Annotated in this window: 24 protein-coding genes, 1 pseudogene and 1 riboswitch; of the genes and pseudogenes, 11 read left to right on the top strand and 14 right to left on the bottom strand. The window is 42.0% G+C overall.

The features are described from left to right. Nucleotides 1-103: 103 nt before the first annotated feature. Nucleotides 104-925, top strand: a complete 822-nt coding sequence (locus tag FPL27_RS10995; protein WP_143961138.1) for a ZIP family metal transporter — start codon at nt 104-106, stop codon at nt 923-925. 84 nt (nt 926-1,009) lie between these two features. Here the strand turns inward: FPL27_RS10995 and FPL27_RS10990 are convergent, their stop codons facing one another. Next, nucleotides 1,010-1,405 carry a group III truncated hemoglobin gene (locus tag FPL27_RS10990; RefSeq protein WP_143961137.1) on the bottom strand — a complete coding sequence of 132 codons (396 nt, stop codon included), beginning with the start codon at nt 1,403-1,405 and terminating at the stop codon, nt 1,010-1,012. Nucleotides 1,406-1,519: 114 nt separating this feature from the next. Here FPL27_RS10990 and FPL27_RS10985 point away from each other — a divergent pair, with 114 nt between their 5' ends. Together FPL27_RS10985 and FPL27_RS10980 are read left to right on the top strand one after the other, a co-directional pair. Continuing rightward, entirely contained in the window at nt 1,520-1,954 is a 435-nt protein-coding gene (locus tag FPL27_RS10985; protein ID WP_143961136.1) for a hypothetical protein, read from the top strand. A 126-nt stretch (nt 1,955-2,080) separates the two neighbouring features. Next, complete coding sequence (locus FPL27_RS10980) at nt 2,081-3,361, top strand: DUF445 domain-containing protein (RefSeq protein WP_185974347.1); 1,281 nt, start codon at nt 2,081-2,083, stop codon at nt 3,359-3,361. Between the two features lie 3 nt (nt 3,362-3,364). On the opposite strand, the pseudogene thiH reads toward FPL27_RS10980, so the two are convergent. The 9 genes and pseudogenes from thiH to FPL27_RS10940 form a co-directional block, all read right to left on the bottom strand. Next, nucleotides 3,365-4,198: pseudogene (thiH, locus tag FPL27_RS10975) on the bottom strand (2-iminoacetate synthase ThiH); the annotation flags it as partial. A gap of 12 nt (nt 4,199-4,210) precedes the next feature. Beyond that, nucleotides 4,211-4,480 carry a hypothetical protein gene (locus tag FPL27_RS20210; protein WP_317129441.1) on the bottom strand — a complete coding sequence of 90 codons (270 nt, stop codon included), beginning with the start codon at nt 4,478-4,480 and terminating at the stop codon, nt 4,211-4,213. 12 nt (nt 4,481-4,492) lie between these two features. After that, nucleotides 4,493-5,263, bottom strand: a complete 771-nt coding sequence (locus tag FPL27_RS10970; protein WP_143961134.1) for a thiazole synthase — start codon at nt 5,261-5,263, stop codon at nt 4,493-4,495. Continuing rightward, entirely contained in the window at nt 5,238-5,867 is a 630-nt protein-coding gene (gene thiE, locus FPL27_RS10965) for a thiamine phosphate synthase (RefSeq protein ID WP_143961133.1), read from the bottom strand. Before thiE ends, FPL27_RS10970 begins: the two co-directional genes overlap by 26 nt. Next, complete coding sequence (locus tag FPL27_RS10960) at nt 5,867-6,475, bottom strand: thiamine phosphate synthase (RefSeq protein WP_143961132.1); 609 nt, start codon at nt 6,473-6,475, stop codon at nt 5,867-5,869. Before FPL27_RS10960 ends, thiE begins: the two co-directional genes overlap by 1 nt. A gap of 1 nt (nt 6,476) precedes the next feature. Further along, on the bottom strand, nt 6,477-6,686 hold the full coding sequence (gene thiS / locus FPL27_RS10955; RefSeq protein ID WP_143961131.1) for a sulfur carrier protein ThiS: 210 nt from the start codon (nt 6,684-6,686) through the stop codon (nt 6,477-6,479). 49 nt (nt 6,687-6,735) lie between these two features. Then, nucleotides 6,736-6,827: riboswitch (TPP riboswitch) on the bottom strand. A gap of 36 nt (nt 6,828-6,863) precedes the next feature. Continuing rightward, on the bottom strand, nt 6,864-7,622 hold the full coding sequence (locus tag FPL27_RS10950; RefSeq protein WP_143961130.1) for a TIGR03915 family putative DNA repair protein: 759 nt from the start codon (nt 7,620-7,622) through the stop codon (nt 6,864-6,866). After that, the gene (locus FPL27_RS10945; protein WP_317129440.1) at nt 7,619-8,770 is read right to left on the bottom strand and encodes a putative DNA modification/repair radical SAM protein; all 1,152 of its coding nucleotides are present in this window, start codon (nt 8,768-8,770) and stop codon (nt 7,619-7,621) included. Before FPL27_RS10945 ends, FPL27_RS10950 begins: the two co-directional genes overlap by 4 nt. Nucleotides 8,771-9,064: 294 nt before the next feature. Further along, nucleotides 9,065-10,252 (bottom strand): DEAD/DEAH box helicase, encoded by a 1,188-nt coding sequence (locus tag FPL27_RS10940; RefSeq protein ID WP_143961129.1) that lies wholly within the window; start codon nt 10,250-10,252, stop codon nt 9,065-9,067. Nucleotides 10,253-10,579: 327 nt separating this feature from the next. Here FPL27_RS10940 and FPL27_RS10935 point away from each other — a divergent pair, with 327 nt between their 5' ends. Then, the gene (locus FPL27_RS10935) at nt 10,580-11,347 is read left to right on the top strand and encodes a hypothetical protein (protein WP_143961128.1); all 768 of its coding nucleotides are present in this window, start codon (nt 10,580-10,582) and stop codon (nt 11,345-11,347) included. Nucleotides 11,348-11,672: 325 nt separating this feature from the next. Here FPL27_RS10935 and FPL27_RS10930 read toward each other — a convergent pair whose 3' ends face one another. Next, nucleotides 11,673-12,542: an SDR family oxidoreductase gene (locus FPL27_RS10930; RefSeq protein ID WP_143961127.1), complete on the bottom strand. Its 870-nt coding sequence runs from the start codon at nt 12,540-12,542 to the stop codon at nt 11,673-11,675. Nucleotides 12,543-12,725: 183 nt separating this feature from the next. Between FPL27_RS10930 and FPL27_RS10925 the strand changes: the two genes are divergently transcribed. The 3 genes from FPL27_RS10925 to FPL27_RS10915 all read left to right on the top strand — a co-directional run bounded on the left by FPL27_RS10925 (nt 12,726) and on the right by FPL27_RS10915 (nt 14,554). Continuing rightward, entirely contained in the window at nt 12,726-13,229 is a 504-nt protein-coding gene (locus tag FPL27_RS10925) for an AAA family ATPase (protein ID WP_185974346.1), read from the top strand. Continuing rightward, complete coding sequence (locus tag FPL27_RS10920) at nt 13,210-14,232, top strand: hypothetical protein (RefSeq protein ID WP_143961125.1); 1,023 nt, start codon at nt 13,210-13,212, stop codon at nt 14,230-14,232. The genes FPL27_RS10925 and FPL27_RS10920 overlap by 20 nt, the downstream gene beginning before the upstream one ends. A gap of 67 nt (nt 14,233-14,299) precedes the next feature. Further along, entirely contained in the window at nt 14,300-14,554 is a 255-nt protein-coding gene (locus FPL27_RS10915) for a hypothetical protein (RefSeq protein WP_143961124.1), read from the top strand. Here the strand turns inward: FPL27_RS10915 and FPL27_RS10910 are convergent. From FPL27_RS10910 to FPL27_RS10900, 3 genes are all read right to left on the bottom strand, one after another. Then, the gene (locus FPL27_RS10910) at nt 14,551-15,207 is read right to left on the bottom strand and encodes a phosphoribosyltransferase (protein WP_143961123.1); all 657 of its coding nucleotides are present in this window, start codon (nt 15,205-15,207) and stop codon (nt 14,551-14,553) included. The genes FPL27_RS10915 and FPL27_RS10910 overlap by 4 nt on opposite strands. 457 nt (nt 15,208-15,664) lie before the next feature. After that, nucleotides 15,665-16,237, bottom strand: a complete 573-nt coding sequence (locus tag FPL27_RS10905; RefSeq protein WP_143961122.1) for a hypothetical protein — start codon at nt 16,235-16,237, stop codon at nt 15,665-15,667. Between the two features lie 301 nt (nt 16,238-16,538). Further along, the gene (locus FPL27_RS10900) at nt 16,539-17,297 is read right to left on the bottom strand and encodes a class I SAM-dependent methyltransferase (RefSeq protein WP_143961121.1); all 759 of its coding nucleotides are present in this window, start codon (nt 17,295-17,297) and stop codon (nt 16,539-16,541) included. A 215-nt stretch (nt 17,298-17,512) separates the two neighbouring features. On the opposite strand from FPL27_RS10900, the gene FPL27_RS10895 reads away from it, so the two are divergent. Genes FPL27_RS10895 through FPL27_RS10880 form a run of 4 tightly spaced genes read left to right on the top strand, consistent with a single transcriptional unit; the run spans nt 17,513 to nt 23,198 of the window. Then, nucleotides 17,513-18,865: a fibrobacter succinogenes major paralogous domain-containing protein gene (locus FPL27_RS10895; RefSeq protein ID WP_143961120.1), complete on the top strand. Its 1,353-nt coding sequence runs from the start codon at nt 17,513-17,515 to the stop codon at nt 18,863-18,865. Between the two features lie 8 nt (nt 18,866-18,873). Continuing rightward, nucleotides 18,874-20,403 carry a fibrobacter succinogenes major paralogous domain-containing protein gene (locus FPL27_RS19785; RefSeq protein ID WP_185974345.1) on the top strand — a complete coding sequence of 510 codons (1,530 nt, stop codon included), beginning with the start codon at nt 18,874-18,876 and terminating at the stop codon, nt 20,401-20,403. A gap of 11 nt (nt 20,404-20,414) precedes the next feature. Further along, on the top strand, nt 20,415-21,788 hold the full coding sequence (locus FPL27_RS10885) for a fibrobacter succinogenes major paralogous domain-containing protein (protein WP_185974344.1): 1,374 nt from the start codon (nt 20,415-20,417) through the stop codon (nt 21,786-21,788). A 3-nt stretch (nt 21,789-21,791) separates the two neighbouring features. After that, entirely contained in the window at nt 21,792-23,198 is a 1,407-nt protein-coding gene (locus FPL27_RS10880; protein WP_143961117.1) for a fibrobacter succinogenes major paralogous domain-containing protein, read from the top strand. The last annotated feature ends 9 nt before the right edge of the window (nt 23,199-23,207 follow it).

Genomic DNA, 23,207 nt, shown 5'->3' with positions numbered 1-23,207 from the left:
TAGCCAAACATTTAAGCAAGCCGGGGTCTTCGATTCTGGCTTGTTTTGTTTTAAGAAAACAGCGATTCCGAAACAATTATTACCTTTTTTAGCTAATAATAGGATGGATGACAATTTGATTTTTGCATTTATACTGACTTTTTTAGCTGGAATGTCCACGGCACTGGGTGGAGCGGTTGCCTTTACCAAATATGCCAAGAAAGAATCCCTCTTAGCATTTGGTCTGGGTTTGGCAGCAGGTGCCATGATTTTCATTTCATTTTTTGATTTGATTGTAAGGGCTATGGAATTCTTTACTGAGGAGGAGGGAAGTTCCATGGCTTTTATGCGGGTTTCTTTTTCCTTTGTGGGTGGGATGATTCTGTTGGCTTTGCTTGGCGTGTTGATAGAGACAGTTTCAGATAAACTAGGTGTCAACAAGTCTGAAATAGACAAGCTCGCCAAAGGTAAAGGTTCGGTAGAAAAGGAGAAAAAGTTGTATAGAGCGGGTATGGTTACCGCGGTTGCCTTAGCTGTTCATAATGTTCCAGAGGGGTTGGTGACTTTCCTGACCACCATGCAAGATCCCCAGATGGGGATTGGGATTGCCATTGCAATCGGACTGCACAATGTTCCTGAGGGAATGGCTGTGGCAATGCCTTTGTATCACTCCCTCCAAAATAAGAGGAAAATCATCTGGCTGACCCTGATTCCAGCCGCCGCCGAACCTTTTGGTGCACTAATGGCCTATTTGGTTTTTTTTAGAAACTTAGACATGTATGCCATAGAAATGGTCAATGTCTTCCTGGCCAGTATCATGGTGTATATCTCCCTTTTCGAACTGCTACCTACTGCCTTCCAACTCAAATACGATTCCTACACCAAATGGGGCCTACTGGTAGGGACTGTCGTAATTGCAATCACGCTTGCAATCACTGGGAACTAAGAGTTCACGCAATGGCGCAAAGACTGAGCAACGAACGCAACGCATGCTATCTTCCTTCGTACCTCGTCCTTCGTTTTTCGTACTTCAATGGCTTCTTCCTTCCATAATCCTAAAAAACAAGATATGCGCCATCCTGCGAGCGTGTTCTTTAGCGAACTCGGTATTTGGACCGGCAAAATGTTCATCCAGGGTGCTAAACCATAGTTCAAGCCAATTCCCAAAATGGGCCTGATGAATTTGCCTGTCGGTTTCCTTGTCGACGTCTTTATGAACTTTTACTGGGTTGAATTTGCCCGCACCGGGACCAGTATTGAGGATGACCATTTCCCAAAAATCACTCAGCCTCTCCAAATGGGTCGGCCAGTCATCCACCACTCCATTGAAAATTGGACCCAAGGTGTCGTGTTGCCTCACTTTTTCGTAAAAACTGTTAACCAAAAGGGAAACATCCTTTCGGCCCTCTATATCTGTTTTACTCATACATTCTCGCTTTTGCCTTCAATTTACTAAGATTTAAGAAAAGCAGGCCCAAGATTCAAGGAATCCTTTGTTTACAAGGAGGGCGTTTTACTTTTAGATAACAATTACTCCACTATGAAATATATTCTGTTCTATGCCATATTGATCATGGCTTCTTGCCAATCAAAAAGTGAAGAGACCACCGCACGTGACAGTAGCCGTTATCCTAATGATGACGCACCATTAGCTTGGTTGATGAGAGAAATGTTTGAGGATATGGAGGAAATGAAAACATCCGTGGAGAAAGGCGAGCAGATCAAATCCTATGTGGAAAAGCATCAAGAACTCCTCACCTTGAGGGGTACAGAACCACATAAATCCCAGCAGGTAAGCTTCCAGATGATGGGAAATGGCTACCTAGAAAGCCTAAAGACACTTGAGGCCAGTTCAGAACCAGAGGAGCTATTATCCAATTACCAAACCCTGGTAAATTCCTGCTTGGCCTGCCATACCAACTATTGCCCCGGCCCGATAAAGCGGATCAAGAAGCTGGAGGGAGTAAAAAATTAAAGGGGCTCGATTGGCACAAAGGAAAATAGCACACATCGCAATTACTTGGTACCTGGTACTCTGTACCCATATAACAATTAATATGCAAAACGATTATATTCCTGTTGGGACAAAAACATTTTTAATTTGAAAAGCAAAATTGGGCTTTATTCTTTGATTACGGCTATTACCGGATTTGTACTAGCCGAGATTTTGATTCATGTGGGTTTGTTGGAGGGAGTCGGTTGGCGCGTGTTGGCCACGGGATTTGAAGCCGCTACGGTTGGTGCATTGGCGGACTGGTTTGCTGTGAGTGCTTTGTTTTATGAGATTCCGATTCCCTATATCAGGCGGCACACCAACATAATTGTTAAAAATCGGGACAAGCTTACAGAAAGCATTGTAGAGATGGTGACAACCAAGTGGCTTTCTCCTGAAATCATACAAGAAAAGCTGCAAGGGGTGGAAATGACCAAGTACATTCTTGAAATGCTTGACAAACCTAGAAACCTGGACAAAACCTTGATGATGTTCCGAAAGGTGATTCTAAAACTTTCGGAAGGCTTGGACGACCCTAAAATGGCCAGGTTTATTCAAAACATGCTCCATGATCAGCTAAAAGACTTTGAAATTGCTGAACCTCTTGGCAAATGGCTTGAAGAAACTGTGGCCGAACAGAAGCACCAACAAGTGGTCAGCATGGTGATAGGAGAAGTGGAGAAATCACTTCGGACACCCGAAACCAGACAGGTAGTGTTTGAAAAGTTGAAGCTTGTTCTTGAAGAGTATCGCAAACTCGACTGGGTCAAAATGTCCGCCATTTGGGTGGGAAAACGTACCGGTGGGATAGATTTGGATGTACTAACCGAGCAATTGATCGAAGTGGCCCTCGTGATGGCTAGGGAAATCGAAAATGATTCCAACCATCCTGTTCGTCAAAAATTGGACGGTTATTTTATTGAATTTGCCTATAACCTTCGAATAGGAGACAGGAAATCTGTGAGGTATATCCAAGATCTCAAAGATCAATTGGTGCTCAATGTCGGAGCCAGTCACATCATCCAGAGTATCCTTACCAAACTGCAATCAACCCTTGCTTCCCAACTAGAAAATGATCAAACTGAGCTGATGATGATGGTGAAAGATGGGGTTTATAAATACTTGAATCAGATCCGTAATGATGCTGAATTACAGGTGAATATAGATAATTGGTTAAAGGATAAAATAACCTATATGATCAATGAGCTTCACCCCCATATTGGGGCTTTGGTCAGGGACAGTCTCGGCCGACTTGATGACAAAGAGATCATGACCCAGATCAAAGATAAGGTAGGGGATGACCTTCAATACATCAGACTCAATGGCGCAGTTGTCGGTTTTCTTGTGGGAATAACAATTGCCTTGGTGAGGCTTTTCTCTGGCTTTTGAAAATCATTCCTGTCCCACAAACCAATCCTTCCAAACCGGCTCATAACCTTTTCCCCTAATCATCTGCGCTATGGCTGAAGCAGGCCGCTCATCGCAAATCTCGAACTGCTCCAAGGTTTCCGGTTCAACGGCATAGCCTCCAGGATTTGTCTTTGACTCTGCACTCATGCTTGTGGCCCCCAGTGGAATTACCGATTCTCGAAACTTCTCCGATTCTCTTGTGGAAATAGAAAGCTCAACGTCAGGATTGAACATTCGATAAGCGCAGATCAATTGAACCAGGTTTTTATCGGACACGATCACATTAGGTTCTATGATGCCTTCTGCGGGACGCATGCGTGGAAAGGAAATCGAGTACTTGCTCTGCCAGTAAGTCTTCTGAAGGTAGTCCAAATGAAGCGCACAGAAGAAGCTGTCAGCTCTCCAATCTTCCAGCCCCAACAGAACGCCTATTCCAATCTTGTGAATTTGTGCTCTGCCGATACGGTCAGGAGTGTCCAGGCGGTAATTAAAGTTACTCTTCTTTCCCTTTGGGTGATAGGTTTTATACGTGTCCCGGTGATAGGTTTCCTGATAGACCAGTACCGCATAAACGCCCAATTCCTGCAGAGTTTCATATTCATCCTGTTCCAAGGGCTGCACTTCAATAGAAATATTGGCAAACTTATCCCGAATCAGTTTTACTGCATTGGAAAAATAATTGATGTTTACCGTGTAATTTGCTTCTCCGGATACCAAGAGCACATGCTGAAAGCCAAGCTCTTTTATTGCTTCGACTTCTTTTAGAAGTTCTGCGTCGGAAAGCGTTTTTCTGGGCACTCGGTTGTTGAAGCTGAAGCCACAGTAGGTTCAGATATTTTGGCACTCATTGCTCACATACATTGGGGCATACATCTGTATGGTTTTCCCAAATCGCTCCTTGGTGAGTTGATGGCTGATTTGGGCCATCTCTTCCAGGAATGGCTCAGCTGCCGGACTGATCAAAGCCATAAAATCATCCAGATTACGCTTCTGGTTGTTAATGGCCCGGATTACATCCTTTTCCTGTTTACTATTAATTTTTTCGCTGATTTCTTCCCAGCTGTGATTTTCAAATATCTCAAGAAAGCTTTTCTGCACAGTTCAATCTAATTATTCATTCAAAAATTGGGTGAGGGGACTGGAGGCCTCTGCATGGCTGTTAATTTTGCCCAACCTCGCCTCAAAACCCATACGGCCAGCCTCAACTGCTAGCTTAAAGGCCCTTGCCATATCACTTGGATTACCAGCCACGGCAATTGCAGTATTGACCAAAACGGCATCGGCGCCCATTTCCATTGCTTTGGCTGCATCGGACGGAGCTCCAATTCCCGCATCGATGATCACTGGCACGCGGCTTTGTTCGATTATGATTTCAAGGAAAGTCTCTGCCTTCAGGCCTTTATTGGTACCAATAGGGGCTCCAAGTGGCATTACCGCTGCTGTGCCTGCATCTTCCAGCCTTTTACACAAAACAGGATCGGCATGGATATAAGGTAGGACGATAAACCCAAGTTTTGCTAATTCCTCCGTGGCTTTAAGCGTTTCGATAGGGTCAGGCATTAGATATTTTGGATCCGGGTGGATTTCCAGTTTTAGCCAGTTGGTTTCCATGGCTTCTCGAGTAAGCTGAGCCGCAAAGATGGCTTCTTTGGCATTCCTGACTCCGGAAGTATTGGGCAAGAGGTTGATATGCGGATGATGTAGGTGCGTGATGATTTGGTCCGTGTCGGTTTCCATATCCACCCGCTTGAGGGCAACAGTTACCATCTCACTTCCTGAAGCTAATATTGCCTCCTCCATTTCTCTATTGCTACCAAATTTTCCTGTTCCCAGAAAAAGTCGAGAGTTAAATTCTTTATCGGCAATTTTTAGCGGTTTCATAAAGTTTTTTGTTAAAATTCTCAATGCTTAAGCTGGGGCTTTCCAGTAGGGCAGAGGATACCGCCACCCCATGGACGCCACAATCCAACAACTGTGGAATATCCTCGGCTCTCACCCCTCCAATGGCATAAATAGGCATTTCACCCCGAGTAAGTTTGTGGCAGATATCGGCATAGCCTTCAAAGCCTAAAATTGGGCTCAACTTTTCTTTAGTGGTCGTAAACCTCAATGGTCCTAAACCAATGTAATCAACGCCCTCTTCAATTCTCTGCTGCACATGTTCCCAAGTGTTTGCGGTGCCACCGATTATTTTGTTATTTCCTAGCACTTCTCTTGCTTCAATTATACTTTCATCATTTAGACCCAAGTGAAGTCCATCCGCATCAAGTTGATCTGCTATAGTTAGGTGGTCATTTATTATAAGCTTAGCTCTATATAATCCAGTAAAAGACCTGACTTCTGTTCCAGTTTTTAGAATATCAGTCAAGGACGCGTTCTTCCATCTGAATTGTATCCATTGACAGCCCACATCTAATACTCTTTTTATGCTCTCTAGTTGCTCATTAGCTGTATTTCCTTGGCTAATAAATTGTAATCTTTCCATTAAACGTTTTTCTCAAATTCTAATGAAGCCCTAATCTCTTCCATGGCCTGCGGGTAAGTTGATTTCCAAACGCTACCCAACAAAGCTGCACCTGAAAAACCTAAGTCCTTTATTATTGGTAGCTTTTCCTTATTTAAACCCCCTATTGCTATCAGAGGAGTGTTTACCTCTTTCACCTGATTCCATTTACTTGCCTCGAAAGGGGCTCCATACCCTTTTTTACTTATACTCGGGAATATAGGTCCCATAAAGACATAATGAAAATGATTGGGGAGATTTTCTAGGGTTCCAAAGGAATGAACCGAGGTGGTTAGGTGAAAACCCTGGTCTAATAAGTTTTCGAAATCCTCTGCTGGAGTATTATCTCTCAATATTTCAGGAAAGTGTAAGCGTTTTATGCCTAAAGGTCTAGCAATGTGATGATGAGAATGTAATGCGATTTTCTCCCGGTGTTCATCACCTATCAGTTCGATCAAGCGAAGCAATGCATTTTCGGGTAAAAGGGGTTTTTTGAGGTGGAAGTATTCTATCCCACAATCCAGGTAACTCCTGATCAGATCAGCTTCTTTGGATAAAGGAGTAGGGGAAGAGAATAGTATAATCTTCATATCAACCTCCTTGAGTAGCTCTGAATACGACCACCTTGGCGGAGTCTTTTATGATGGTTTCCTCCCATTTGTGACGCGGAATCACTTGATTTTCCACTGCCAGGGCTATCCCTTTTCCATTTTTGGGAAAACTCACAGAGACCAGTTCAGCTGCACTGATTTCCTCATGATTAGGCAAGGATTTAGGGGTGTTGTTCAGAAGTATTTCCATGTTAGAAGAAATTATTGACTCAGAAATCTAACACTTTAGGCATGGTCACGGTGGAGCCATTACTTTTCCCTTCGGCAGTATGAGCAGCATCAGGTTCAAAGGGTATGATCTCAGCCCGATTGGGCACCCCTAAAGCATTTTTCACAAAGATAACAGTTTTGGTGGGAAGACCTATTTTCATTTTTCTACTAAATATTTCCAATATCTTCTTGGTACATGCTGAAGATGAAGTTTTGTATTTTTCCGGCTGGCAATATTTGTTGATTTGAAATAGTTTTTCCACAGAGATTGAAACTCCTTTTCTGTTTCATCCCATTCTATGCTGATGACAGAGAGGCTTTGTCCGGCTTCAGGGTTATGAAACTCTACAGGAATGACTTTTCTGAGGTCATAAAAAATCCCATAATTCCTTTTAAGGTCAAAAATCATCCATTTCTGATCTGCATATCTGTTTTTGAAATGGTCGGAAATCAGGGGCAGCACATCAAAGTCAGGCTCAATGGTGGCGTAATAAACTTGGTCAGAAGCTAGTTTGAATCTCACAAATGCAGTCATCCTATGTCTTTCCCGACTGAGCTTTTTCATAATTTCCTGCAGGCTCAATACCGAGGGATGACCATAGTCTTTTAAAATGTTCTTTTCTGTTTTAAGAGCATATCTAACAACTCCCAGGACTATGTTTCCAACTTCAGCCCCTTCAGAAAGAGTGGCTTTCCAAAGCATTTGGAGTCCATTTTGTCCCAAAATTGACTTGATTTTAGTCTTGACACGTAAAGCTTTTTCCTCATCACTTGAAACTTCAAGAACTTGCTCAAAAAGTTGAGGGCCAAGTTGGTCTTTAGTATAAACCTGAGGACTTTCCAGCTTCAAGGCATAGCTTTCAAAAACAGCCGTCATCAACCCGTCAAATGTACCATCATAGATTAAAAAGCTCATTGAAAAAGTGATAGTTGAGGGGAGAAGTTTGCGGAGAATTTACTTTTACCATTCTGAAGAATCATTTGACGTAGGGTCAAACTGTCCATATCACTGATGCCAATGTGATTTCCGCAGGCAATGAAATGCTGCGCACGGTTCATGGCAATTCCCAATTTACGAAGTTTATCCAAATTCAACGCACCAAACTTCCTTGCTGCTACAATCTTTTTGGCCGATTTGACACCCACTCCAGGAATGCGCAGTATCATGTGATAATCTGCTTTATTTACATCTACAGGAAAATGGCCCCTGTTTCTCAAAGCCCAGCTTAACTTTGGGTCAATTTCTAAGTCTAGGTTGGGATAGGTCTCATTCACAATTTCTTGGGGATTAAACTGGTAGAATCGCATGAGCCAATCCGTCTGATAAAGCCTATTTTCTCTCACCAGAGGTACTGGAGTGCCCAGCATAGGTAAATTCTGGTGTTCGAGCACTGGCACATAACCGGAAAAGTAAACCCTTTTAAGGTTGAATTTCTGATAGAGGGTTGAACTGGTCTTGATGATATCCAAGTCACTTTCATTAGTGGCACCGATGATCATCTGGCTTGACTGTCCAGCCGGGGCAAAAATTGGAGTGGACTTGATCAGTTTTTTCTCCTCCTTAAATTTTAAAATATCCTGCTGAATAGAGGCCATGGGTTTAATCATGTCCTTATGGTTTTTGTCCGGGGCAAGAAGCTTAAGGCCTGAGGAGGTAGGGAGTTCCAAGTTGACGCTCAGTCGGTCGGCGTAAAGTCCTGCTTCACGCATGAGCTCATCCCTGGCTCCTGGAATTGTTTTGAGGTGTATGTATCCGTTGAATTTATGCTCCTGCCTGAGCTTTTTGGCCACTTTGACCAATCTCTCCATAGTGAAATCAGCATCTTTGAAAATGCCGGAAGAGAGAAACAATCCTTCTATGTAGTTTCTTCGATAAAAATTGATGGTGAGTTCTACGACTTCATCCACGGTGAATGCCGCCCTTTTGATATTATTGCTTTTGCGGGAGACGCAATATAGGCAATCGTAGATGCAATGGTTGGTAAGAAGGATTTTGAGTAGTGAGACGCATCGCCCGTCTTCAGTATAGGTATGGCAGATCCCCATGCCGCTACTGTCCCCCAAGCCTTTTTCCTAATTGGTCCGCTTGCTCCCGCTGGAGGAACAAGAAACGTCATATTTAGCCGCATCGGCCAGGATATTAAGCTTTTCCTTTAATCTGTCCCAGTTCATACTTCCCTTACTTTCAGGAACTATTCAACACCATCGGCTGATTTTAATTCCCTTATAGAACGCAAAACTGAAGGATAAATTCTGATTTATGAAAAGTGTGACGAAGGTTGTCGGGGAAAGTTAATTTTTAAAATAACCGCAGAGGCGCAAAGGTACCGCCTCTGCGGTTAAACTCTCATGTTTAAACTATCGCCTTTTAAATCCAGACTTCTTCTTAGCTTTCTCCGCTTTTGGAGTCATGACACCGTTGAAGGGGTAGGGATGCTTTTCTACTACCGGAATCTTCTTGCCAATCAGTTTTTCAATGTCCTTGAGTTCTTTATGCGTGTCTCCATCCACAAATGACATGGCAATACCATGGTGACCAGCCCTTCCGGTTCGGCCAATTCTGTGGACATATGTCTCTGGAATATTTGGCAAATCGTAGTTGAACACGTTCGCGAGTTCATCGATATCTATACCTCTTGCAGCAATGTCGGTGGCTACCAAAATCTGGAGCTTGCCATTCTTGAAGTCATTCAAGGCATTCTGGCGGGCATTCTGGCTTTTGTTACCGTGAATTGCAGCAGCCTGCATGTCTTCTCGCTTAAGCAGTTTGACTACTTTGTCAGCACCATGTTTCGTTCTGGTAAAAACCAAAGCCGAACCAATGCCTTTTTCCTCCATAAGGTGGATTAGCAATTTAGCTTTGTCGTTCTTGTTGGTATAATAGAGTTGCTGGTCAATTTTGTCCACTGTAGAACTTGGAGGGGTCACCTCCACAAATGCCGGTCTTGTAAGTAGGGTATCTGCGAGTTTTTGGATTTCAGACGGCATGGTGGCCGAGAAGAAAAGCGTTTGTCTCTTTTTAGGCAGTAGAGCAATGATTTTTTTTACATCGTGAATAAAGCCCATGTCCAGCATCCTGTCGGCCTCATCGAGGACGAAGGTTTCCAATTGGCGCAAGTCGATAAATTTTTGGTTGATCAAATCCAGGAGTCTACCTGGAGTGGCCACCAATACATCGACTCCGCGTTGTAACGCTTTGGTTTGGTGGAGTTGAGACACCCCGCCAAAAATGACCGTGTGGCGGATATCCGTAAATCTGCCGTAAGCAGCGAAACTCTCGTCAATCTGAATAGCCAATTCCCGCGTAGGGGTCAAAATAAGGGTTTTGATACCCCTTTTTCTTTGTTTCTGCTGAGCAAGTAACTGAATAATGGGTATTGCGAAAGCAGCAGTTTTTCCCGTTCCAGTTTGGGCACAGCCCAAAAGATCACGCCCCTCAAGTACTAGAGGGATGGATTTCTGTTGGATAGGAGTAGGGGTGGTGTAACCTTCCTCGGCAAGCGCCTTGAGGATAGGGTCAATCAATGATAGGTTTTTGAATGCCATATTGGCTAATAATAAAATTGTGGGCTGGCAGGATGTTGTAAATTCCTGTATAGCCGGGGATATTCATTTGTACGGCTAACAACCGGCCGGTGTAAAAGGCAAAGATACGAATAACATTTGTACTATGTACTAAGTACGAGGTACTATGTATAGTTCCATTTGAAAGTCAATCTCATCTATCCTTTTGAGAATGGAATTGTAATCTAACGGAAAGGTCATGTCTGTTTTTGGTAATAACTGAGTTTGGGGTATGGATGTTAAGAAATTTTACTATTTCTTTAGGACATCAAAATAAAAATGACCGTATTGACTCTAAATTTTAAACTTATGAAAAAAATTATACCGCTTTTTGTATTGTTTCTTTTAACTGGTCTAGCGAAGGGCCAAAGTGATGAGTATAAATGGGCTGTCTTTTCTGAAATCACGCCATATGCAAATGCCACTCCGGCAATGCATGAAAACAACTTTTATTCCCATAACATCAGTTGGAGAAATCGTATAGGAATTTTGGCTGGAGAGAACACTATTATTGGACTTATAGGAAGTTACCGTTCTTATGAACACCTTGAGAATAAAGCTTTTATAAATATGTGGGAAAATGATGGATCAGGGGAACTAGGCACAGGTTATAATTATAGATTTCAAACCCGGAATAATTTATTGGGTGCGGGAGTCTTTGTGACTCAACTGTTTCCTTTGGGAAGGAAGTTTGAACTCCAACTGAATTATTACGCATTGGTGGAACAGGGCACTGGGGAGGTTAATAGAGTTCACGAAAGTACGTACGGTATCGGATGGAGGTGGCGCCTTGTTCCTGATACAATGGCTCCTGACAGATATGAATACCAAGAAAGGAATTTGAATACGGGTTTGGATATCGGGTTGAGCTATTACCTGCGAAGTAATATTGCAATTCAGGGAAATGTAAGATTAATACAATTGGAGAATTACAATTTCAGGACTTCTGACACCAATCGCTTTCGGGAAGAATCAGAACATGATTTAGATTTAAATCAGAAAGGAACGAGATTTAATCATCTGATAAATATGCCAGTGGCTCATATTGGAGTGTCGTACCATTTTGGAAGTAGGTAGAAAAATTAAAAAGGGCTTCCTACGGATAGGAAACCCTTTTCGGTTGGAGGTTAGGTTATTGACAGATATTCTTATTAAATAAAGTCAATTAACTTAAGCCAAACTCTGTTCCACATCTTGTGTTTGGCTTTGTTTACCTTATTTTGCCTTTAAATAAGCTATACAGGTAATATTATTGATAAAATAGGATTCCACTCTTAGTCCCAATAGGGGCAATTGAGCCACATTGTTACTTTTATGTATCAATAAATGGAACGAAGTACCTTGTACCAAAACCTCTCACTTCCTACCTCCGTATTTCATATCTCGCACTTCGTACTTTAAATCAAATTGTCGGAGTTCCTCCTGTGATTTGAATAGTAGCTCCGGTCATGTAGCTGGAACCTTCTGAGGCCAGCAACACATAGGTGGCTGATAACTCCACCGGTTGGCCTGCACGCTTCATGGGGGTGGTTTTTCCGAATTCCTCCACGTTTTCCGGAGGCATGGTCGCAGGGATCAATGGAGTCCATATGGGCCCAGGTGCAACACAGTTGACTCGTATACCGTCCTCTGCCAAGAGCTGAGCTAGGGAAGATGTGAAGTTTTGAATTGCACCCTTCGTTGCCGCATAGGCTAATAAAATAGGTTTTGGATTATAGGCATTCACTGATGTAGTATTGATTATGGTGCTGCCAGGTTTCATGTGGGGTTTTGCAGCTTTGCAGAGGTAAAACATGGCATGGATGTTTGTACGGAAAGTATAATCCCATTCATCGCTGGGGATGTCTTCAATTTTTTCCCGGGCCATCTGGTAGGCGGCATTGTTGACTAAAATATCAATTTGACCAAATTCAGCCACAGCTTTATCAATAATCTTTTTGCAATGGTCCTCATGACTGATATCCCCCGGTACTAATACGGCATTTCTTCCTGCCTCCTCCACATAGCGGGCAGTTTCCATGGCGTCTTCATCCTCAGATAGGTAGGAAATCAGCACATCTGCTCCCTCACGGGCAAAAGCAATGGCGACAGCCCGCCCAATTCCGGAATCTCCCCCGGTGATAATGGCTTTTTTACCCTCTAGTTTCCCTGAACCTCTGTAACTCTTCTCTCCATGGTCAGCTTTGGGCTCCAGTTTTGATTCAGTACCTGGTACATTCTGTTTCTGTTCCGGATGTGGGGGTTGAGGATGTTTTGTTTTTGGATCTTGCATAGTTATAATGTTTTTGGTTAAAAGAAGAACCAAACCAACTAGTATACCAAGGGGAAAATAGACCAATGAATCCATTTAATTGGACTTTTTAAAATTCCCTGAGGTTCTTTGACCACAGTTTGGAAGTTAGTAGGGACAGTTCAAACAAATTATAAAAGAGGTAGTATATAAGTTATGTTAATCATGGTATCAGGATTGCCGGGGACGGGTAAGAGTTATTTTGCAAGCAGGTTATCCCAACGATTGGGTGCTGTCTATATAAACAGCGATGCGGTGCGGCGTGAACTTGGCGCCATGGGAAAATACACCGATAAAGATAAGCTTACGGTGTATGAAGAGTTGTTTTACCGAACCAAGAACTCCCTAAATGCCGGAAAATGCGTAGTGGCAGATGCAACCTTTCATAAAAAAATCAACAGGAAATATTTTTTCGATTGGACCAGTAAGCAAGGAATTTCCTTAGTGGTTTTTGAGGTATTTGCCTCGGAAGAAATTATTAAAAAACGGCTTTCGAAACCACGAACCTATAGTGAGGCTGATTGGAATGTTTACCTCAAACTGAAGCAAGAACGGGAACCGTTAGAGATTAAGCATCATAAACTAGAATCGAGCTCCAATAATATCAACTTTATGCTAGAAAAGGCCCATCAAGTAATTGAGTCCAACCATGAATACAAAGCAAATTGAACAATTGTGTGCCTCAGGTAATTTTTTGGGAGAAAACCTTGATAAAGAGTTTCTTGAAACCCACATATCTTGGGTAGTTTTTTCTAATGATTTTGCTTTCAAAATAAAGAAACCAGTTAAATACCCTTTTTTAGACTATAGCAGCTTGGAAAGAAGAAAAGCAAACTGCCATAAAGAACTAGAAGTAAATGGACGGTACTCAAATATTTATCTCGAGGTAGTTGAGCTCCGTCAAAGGGGAGATACCTTCTTTTTGGGAGGGGAAGGTGGAGATGTAGTGGATTATGCCGTGCGGGTGAAAAAACTCTCAACCTCCAAGAAAATGGATGTGCTTTTAGATAAAAAAAAGGTAGAGCTATATCAGATGGTATCTTTAGCCAAAGTTGTAGGGGAGTTTCATATGGGGGCTAAGGTAGTAAAGAATCCTTTTCAATTAGAAGAAAACAGACGGCTTTTTAATGATATTAACTCTGTAATTAAGGATGTTTCGAAAAACTTTGGAAATGAAGTTAGCGACATTCTTTCAGAAAGTATGGCTTTCAGCGATATCTTTCTGAAAACACATTCTAGGAGATTTAAGGAGAGGATAAAGTCCAGCCTACAGCGAGATGTTCATGGCGATTTGCACAGCGGAAATATATTTCTCTATAAAAAACCTATTCTTTTTGATGGCATAGAATTTAACGATTCCATGAGACAGGTGGATTTGGCATATGAGGTGGCTTTTTTATGTATGGACCTAGAGAGCAGAGGCTACCTGGATCTTTCCCAAACCTTTCTTGTTGAATATAGAAAGAGTGTGGAGATTTTTGAACAACCAGAAGATACCCAGATATTTATTTATTTTAAGATGCTTCGGGCAAATGTTCGAGCTAAAATCCATATGTATGGTGCCCGTCAGGCTGAGGACCTGGCACCGCACAATCTTAACCTGCAGCGAGCTAAAACCTACATAATTCAGATGAGGAAATATTTGGACCAACTGGAGGGTTTTTATGTTTAATTGTACCATTAGAGGAAACAGGTTCATTTAAATTTTTGTTATTCCAATCCCACCAAAACCTACAGTCATGGCTATTGATCACAAACTCCCAGTCAAAGCGGTAGAATACCTAAAAGAAAATTTCAGGAAGGAATTTATTTTTGACCTTAAAGAAACTCGGAAGGTGGAAGGTGAGACTTTCTACAAAGTAGAGGTTTCCAAAGATGGATTAATCCACCATCTGACTTTCAATAGGGCCGGACAAAAAGTGAACGAAATAGCAGACGAGGCTTTTCCTTCCGAAGAGGGCAATGCGGAAAGCAACCCTGAAATTCAGGATTAATCGTTTTCGGAAGATTCGCCCTCTTTTTCAGATTCATATTTATTTAGGATTTCAAGGACGTGCTTATCATTGAGTACTTCAAATTCTTTGTACGCCTGTTCTATAGACCTGAAGAAAAATGGGGTTTTCAAAACAATGATTTCATCTACTTTTTTTCTAATCTTTTTAAAAATAGTTTCTCCTATAATAGGACAGGCCAATATGATATTCGCGGCATCCCTATTTTTGCAAAGCTCTATTGTAGCCATCACAGTGTTTCCAGAGGCAATTCCGTCATCTACGATAATGACGGTTCGGTTTTTCAGTGGAGGTAAATCTTCATCCTTGCGGTAGAGAGATATTCTCCTGCGTATTTCCTTTCTGGCCTCACTTAGATACCGATTGATCTCCTGTTTGGGAATTTGAGTTTTTGCTACATCTGTTAAGATGAGACTATCATCTTCCGCTATGGCTCCGATTGTACTTTCTTTTTCACCTTTAAGACTTATACGTTTGGAAATAGCGAGATACATAGGAGCGCCTAAATGCTTGGCGATAATATAGGCCACCTCAGTACCACCACGGGGAATACCGAGGACAATCGGATCCAAAGATTTGAACCTATCCAGCTTTGGAGCCAGTTTTTCAGCAGCTTCTTTTCTATCCTTAATCATTATCAAAAGTCAAAAAATTAAGTTTTCTGATCCCCTAAGGCTGTTTCTTCTGATATAAGTTTTCCAAAAACCAGAGATTAGCCAAATGGCCACCTCTTCGATGTGCCTTCTTCCTCAAAAAGATGTGATGCTCCTTGGATTACTTCTAATTTCCTCATTTTTCACAATCTTTCAAAGGCTTTTTTTCTACCAATCAAAAACTTTGTTCGTTTATTTATCCCATGTTCGAAAGAAATTGCCTGAGGGCCTGGGAAAGGCTCCTCTGGAGCCTGCTCGAATAGAAATTTTTAAAAATTGAAAGAGGAAGGGAAATGAAAATAAATGACCTGCAGATAAATTTCGGCAGGCCATTTATTAAATTACTCTACCCATTTCATTACAGTGAATTTAGTCACAAATGAAAGAGTAGCTCAAATCTAGATTCATACCTATCGGTAATCTGTTTCCGTCTCAAAAACTATTTGGCTGAAATTAGTCTGCTGAATCCAGATGCTGAAGTTACCTGAAATTCAATCTGACTAGTATTTCTTACGTTAACCAAATCATACACTTTCGAGAAACCTTTGGAATCCATAGCTTTTTCTTGAAAGATTAAGTTCCCGTTTTCATAGATGGCTACATTCAGGTCAGATTCGTGTAGGGCATTTACAATTAACTTGTACTTGTGTCCACCGATTTTTTCCATCTTTGTGTAAACGTCCTTTTGATTAATTTTACCAATTTCGAATTCCATGTTTTCAATTACGCCATTCGAATTTTGGACCAAGATGTTGTACTTACCTGGAGCCGCTTGGCTGAAGTCGTAATTTTTGGCGAAAGAACCTGTCTTATGGATTCTCTCATTTACCAACATCTCATTTTTGTGGTTGTAAACCTTCACAGTCAACAATCCCTCAGGGTTACCATTGTGTGTTAATTGGACCTTTGTAGGCTGGACCAGTTTAAGAGCCACTTTGTTGGTATCAGGTTCAGAAGCAAATACGCTTGCTACTATGGCCAGGACGGCCACTGTTGTCATCAATAGTTTCATAATATAATAGGTTTAATAGGTTCGAAATCTTAGGACACTGTCCCTTAATTATTTATGCAAAGCTAGAGAGGATATTGTTTTATTGCAAATAATTCAAAAAAATAAATTAAATGTTAATGATTCGGTAATTTTACAACGTTTTAATTATAAAAATGCAAACGTTTGCGGTAACGGTTGAAATCATAAAAACACCAAAAGACCACCCTTTACGTGCAATCGCACCGGGCAGTCTTTTTTACTTCTTACTTCTTACTTCCTACCTCTTACTTGTCTTCCTACTTCTACCCCCGTACCTCGTACTTCAATAATCATATCCTTTCACCCTAAACTTAGCCAACAGACTATTAATTCCGCGATGAAAGTTGTCCTTGACTCGGTAAAGCTTTGATCGGTTGTGTTCTAATTTGAAACTTGGAGTGCCAGTTTTTTCGTGGTAAGGTGTTTTACGCTTCTTTTTCTCCAGTACCAATATGCTGTCATAATAATGAATGGAGTCAATGTTTTTTGTTAGGTAATCTACTTGCAAGCTATTTTGGGTGGAATGATGAGCATTGAGTGCATCGATAAAATTCTTGCTGTATTCAATAAAAGTCCCTTTACGCTTGTGACCGCCACCATATTTAAGCCAATAGGAAGTATGGAGATCCTCACAAAGAAATACCCCGTTATCCTTTACATGCTCAAACATTTCTTCGAAGGTTACTATCTGCTGCTGCATGGTGTGACCACCATCATCGATGAGGATGTCTACCTTTGGGATTGATTTTTTAACCTCACGTAGAAATTTTTTGTCCGATTGGGATCCAATGAAAATCTTGATGTTTTCCTCTTCCAGCTCTTTGCACTGGGGGTTAACGTCTATTCCATAGATTTTTGCTTTGGGACCAAAATAATCCTTCCACATTTGAAGGCTGCCTCCCTGAGAAACACCAATTTCTAATATGGTAATTTCCTTATCCCTGAATCTTGAAAAATGCCGATCGTAGGCATCAAAATAATGTATCCATTTATGAATTAACCTTCCTTTATTCTCTCTAAAATATGTCTCTAAATCGTTCATTTTAATATAGTGATTTCTTGAATATAAGGCGTTTGATTTTAAATGCCATAGAAAATGCTGGAAAGGCTTGGGTTAGCTTTTTATAAAGTCTTTTCACTTAACGGATTCTTTTTATATAAAATCTAACTTTTTCGTGATTTATTATAACATAAACATTATATTTATGTTCATATATAACTTTTTGCATTTTGATAATTGTTTAAGACTAAAGGAGTATGCGACAAATTTTACTTTATATCCTGATTTTTATAGGGCTGGCAAGTTGCCAAAAGTTCGATAATGAACAAAATCACCAAGGAGTAGTGAATTTTTCCGGTTTAAATCTGGGGGAGTTTTCCAATCTAAACGCGAATGCCCGAAGCCTAGCTACTTCAACTTGGGAACATATTTATCAAGAAGAAGTAGAAGTGGTCATCTCCCGGCAAGGAAGTGGTGATACCTATGTAGTCAACATTAACCCAAATGACCTTTCCTCAGCCGAACAAATTGAATTACCCTACGGAGATTACCAGTATGCCATCCAGGTTAATGGTGGTGCAATGGAAGATTTTTTGCCCTTCGTAGCTGAGGGAAACTTCGAAGTGGCCGCAGATATGACCAATATAGTTATAGATGCAAGCACAGATTACGGCTTAGTGACGGTCAGAAATGATTTAGTAGAGGCCGCCTCTATAAATGGAACAGGCTTGGCCATGACAGAGGATGAAGCCTATTATTATAAATACATTAAAGAAGGGGGCAACCTAAGTCTGTCTATTAATTCAACTGCTGAAGAACAGTTTGAGGAATCCTTATTAATAGAAGCTTATCAGCATTTCCATTATTTCCTCCAAATGCAAGATGAATCGAACGTGAGCTTTATAGAATTTATCATAGGGGAGTTTGAATATGTTGAAATCCCCATTGGTGGCTCAGGGGAGTTTGTCAACAAGGTAATCGATGCTTCAGATAATATTTATAGAACTGTTCAGATAGGCAGTCAGACTTGGATGGCGGAAAATCTACGAACCACTAAATTTTGCAATGGAGAAGAAATCCCTAATGTAGAAGGTGGTGGCGCATGGGAAAGTCTAGAGGAGGCCGCCTGGACCTATTATGATAATGACCAAAATTATAACAGCCTTTTCGGGAAACTATATAGTAGGTATGTGGTGGATGACCCCAGAAATATCTGTCCTTGTGGCTGGAGGGTTCCTGATAACGCAGACTGGGAAGAGCTTCAGGAATACCTAGGCGGAGCAGCAGAAGCTGGAGGCAAATTAAAGGCAGCCGGATTCAATTATTGGAGATCGCCAAATATGGGGGCAAATGATGAAACAAGATTTACGGCTTATCCTGGTGGGGCATTTGTGTACGCTTCTGAAAGCGGGAATCTGATGAATGGACAGTCCGTCTCAGAAGGGGCTAATTTTTCCTTCCTTTATTCATTGGGCATATGGTGGAGCAGTTCTGTCAATGAAGGTCAAGGCAATGCTATGAAGCTGAACCATGCCAATAGTGCAGCTAATTTGCAAGCCCTTCAGACCCAACAGGCAGCTCTTTCAATCCGATGTGTTAAAAACGATTAAGCCTTATTATGAAAAATCATATTTTTTATATCGTAGCAATACTTTTACTGACCACCGCCTGCCGCCTTGGAGATGAGGAAAGGGAAGACTCAGTAGGGGATGTCAATTTTCAGCCCATCCAAGTAGATCAGTTTATGCTGGTAGGTGAAGATAGTACGCTTAATCCATCAGAATGGAGGCATGTTTTTCCAACCTTTGCCAGAATCAATATCAATCACGTGCACTCTGGTCAGACTCATCAACTTGATTTTGATCCAAATGAAGAAGGGGTATATACTATCGAATTGCCCTTTGGGGCCTACACCTATACTTTACAGATTGAGGGTGGTACTACAGAGGACTTCCTTCCGGTGGAAGCTTCCGGAAGTTTTGTGCTTACCGGTCAAAGCATCAATGTACCCTTGGATGCAACTACTGAGCATGGCCTGGTGACTTTGAGAAATCAATATGTAGAAACTGCACAATTGGTAGTGGGAGAAAATAATTATGACTTGGGATTGCTAGAAAGCGGCGAGCACTATTATAAATATGTCAGACGTAGCCTACCTACCCAGTTGCAGATTCAGGATAATGTTAACCTTTCAAATTTTGAGAGGAACTTCACTATGAGGTCAAGAAGGCATTATCATTTTTACCTGAATACCCCACCGGTTCAGCAAGAGCCCGACGATCCTAGTCAACCGGTCGATCCAACGGATCCCATTTATCCGATCAACCCGATAGACCCAGGTGAGCCAGAGGACCCTGATGATCCGGATGATCCAAGTGACCCGGATGATCCTTCCGACCCAGATCCAGATCCAGACCCGGACCCAGATCCAGATGATCCGAGTACGGGACAGGTAAGATTTGTGGAGTTAGCCATGGGAGGTTTCAGCTATGAAGAACGTCCTTTGGATGTGCCGGGTCAGCAGGTAGAAAACTTCGTGCAGGATGCCGATGGAAACTCTTACAGGATTATCAGGATAGGCAACCAATACTGGATGGGGGAGAACCTTCGCACCAGTACCTATTGCAACGGAGATAATATCCCAGAAGAAGCTGCTTCCAATGATTGGCTTTCGCTGAACAGTGGTGTGTATACAAGATTCAACGGGGATCAGAATTTCGGCAGACCTTACGGGTATTATTACACCCAGGAGGCAGCCCAAGATAGCCGTGGGCTTTGTCCATGTGGTTGGAAGATACCAAGTAATGCAGATTGGCAACAACTGATTACCTACTTGGGTGGCAATGCTGCCGCTGGGGGCAGGATGAAAAATCCGACCACGGACAGATGGAAATATCCAAATACTGGAGCCAATAATGAAAGTGGGTTTAATGCTGTTGGAGGTGGCTGGGTGACCGTGACGGAAAACCCAGACCAATACCCTGGTATAGCCGGCCCTTACAACTGGCTGTATGAAAGGGGAGCTTGGTGGTCTTCCACTGGAAATTACTTTGCCCAGTTGTATTACAACAGGGCTGAAATCAGGCTTGAAGAATTTTATGTGGCTGGTACTGCTAATGCATTTACCGTCAGATGTATAAGAGAATAAATTTTTTTGAAATGAGAGTTAAAGGTTTGTTAATGATATTGATGCTGATTTCCTTTTCCTGCGTGCAGCCGGAAGAGGAGCAGATGGGCATGCTTAGTTTTTCTGCTCTGGAGTTAGCTCAATTCAACACCTACAATCCAAACGCTCGGACAAGTTCCATTTCTGAATGGCAACACATTTTTGACTCCAATACCGCAGTAAATATATCGGGTGCAAATGGTGGTCAAACCCTTACCATCAATCCAGGAGACTTCTTCCTTCCGTACCAAACCCAGTTGACGTTTGGGGATTACGAATACATAGTTGAACAAGGCGGGGAGCAGTATATGGATTACCTGCCTTTTAGGGCCGCAGGGAGTTTCGGGATGGGGACACTCAATTATAATATCATACTTCAAGGCGATACTGATTACGGTCTGATTACAATCAAAAACGACATGGTGGAAGAAGTGCTATTGGATGGTGATATTACTTTTGCGCTTACAGAAGACGAGGAGTTTTACTTCAAGTACGTGAGAGGTGGTGAGGTTTATAGGGTTGATATTCAGTCAGATGTAGATGATGAAATTCTGGTGCGGGAGATCCAGGTAGATGCCTATAGCCACCAGCATTTTTATCTCTATCAGGGAGGTCCAAGTTTCATTGAGCTGCTGATAGGCGATTTTGAATATTCGGAAAGCGGGTTTGAACTGGGTGATGTGAGCAACATTGTCTACGACTATGATGGCAATGCCTACCGAACGGTGCAGATCGGCAACCAGACCTGGATGGCCCAAAACCTCAAAACCGAAACTTTCTGCAACGGCGACCCCATAGAAAATGTCCCGGGCGGCGAGGAGTGGATTGAGCTGGATAGGCCTGCTTATACGTATTATGAAAATGATGAGAGGTATAATAAAGATTATGGGAAGTTGTATAATGAATATGCCATAACTGATGAGCGCAATGTTTGTCCTTGTGGTTGGAGGGTGCCGAGTCTTGAGGATTATAATGAATTGTTTACAGCAATAGTGGGCAATGATCTAGATTTTAGCTTGATGGGACATAAATTGAGAAAAACCGGAACAGATTATTGGTATTCTCCCAATCCAGACGCCACTGATGAGTTTGGTTTTTCAGCTATGCCTTCTGGGATGTTTGCGATTACTACTCTTTCTATAGAATTATTTGACATTACAGATCGAAATCCCCCTAGGTTTGGGTTCGGGCTCGTGTATAGATGGGGGGCATTTTGGACCAATACGAAATATGAATGGACAACCCATTTGGGGGATATTAGAGAAGATTATAACGTGATAATGCTTAACCATGGCAACAATCTAATTTATACTCATCTCGAAGGTGACGTTTTAGGACTTGCAGTGAGATGCTTAATGGAAGATTAATTCATGAAAAGACTTTTATATATAGCGTTGATTGCATTTTTATATTCCTGCACCCAGGAAGTTGACACTGAATCGCCCATTGGGGTGGTTGAACTGTCAGGGTTATTTGTGGAAGATTTTCAAAATCATTCTCCGGAGAAAAGGGTAAATGAAATGTCTGAATGGATTCATATTTATCCTGAAGAGGTGGATTTGGTCCTCACCCACACTGGAACCAATGAAAGCTTTACCTTATCCTATGACCCTAACAATTTTTGGCAGGGGTATCAGTTTTCGGTTCCGGTCGGGGATTATACCTATTTATCAGAGGTAAATGGTGAGATGACTTCTCCTTTTTTGCCCTATTCTGCCAGCGGTAATTTGGTGGTAACAGATCAAGGCGCTGAGTTGATATTGGAAGCGACTACGGACTATGGTCTTTTAACGCTCAACTCCCAGGACTTTGAGCAAGCCGAAGTAAATGCCGGCAGTGGCTATGAGGATTTTTTTAGCCTTCCTGAAAGAAATGTGCATTACATCTATCTGCGAAATGGAGTGGAGGGGACTGTACGGGCTTCACAAGGAGAGGAAAGCATTGAAGCTGGATTTTCAATGGGCAGGTACCAGCATTCCCACTTTGTGCCGAGGCATGATAATGGCAATCTGAATGTTGTAGGACTAGAGCTCGGAGAGTTTTCCTTGGAAGAGCACGGAATCTCTATGGGTGAAGAACAGCTGAGGTATATTAGAGATTATGAAGGAAATCTTTACAAGGTCGTGCAGATAGGAGATCAGTTTTGGATGGCCGAGAACCTGAGGAGCAAAGCTTTCTGTAATGGAGATGAAATAGCTTTTGAACCTGCGGGAGATGGATGGGCTTATTTAGATGGGGCAGATTATGTCTATTCGAGAGAGCCCCTGTTTTCCTACTTGAACAATGATCCGACTTTAGAGAAGCCTTTTGGCCTTTATTATAATTCAATTGCGGCTATGGATGAGAGAAATATCTGTCCATGTGGCTGGAAAGTGCCTTCACGGGAGGATTTTGAAGAATTGCTCGAGTTTGCAGGCGGGGATGAGACAGGTAGCCATGCCCTCAGACAACGAGGGACCGAATATTGGCGGTATCCAAATGATGGGGCTCTAGATAGTTATGGTTTTAAAGCCATACCCGGAGGGTTTTTATCAGTAGGTTTTACGGAATGGACTTATCCAGACCATTATTTTTATTACACTTTTGAAGTTGCCAATTTTTGGACAACATCCCCACATTGGGCGAGCTCAGGTTTACCCATTGATCACCCTGATTTTAGGATGTTTGAAGTTGAGCATTTCGGGTTGAGAAGTGAGGATATAGGTGGTTACTATTATTTTGGAAGAGAGGATATGGAACAAGTACTTGGTTTCAATATCCGCTGCATCAAAGAATAAACAACACGA

Source organism: Litoribacter populi, from assembly GCF_007483685.1.
Taxonomy (GTDB): domain Bacteria; phylum Bacteroidota; class Bacteroidia; order Cytophagales; family Cyclobacteriaceae; genus Litoribacter; species Litoribacter populi.
This window is presented reverse-complemented; position numbering and strand designations above follow the sequence as displayed.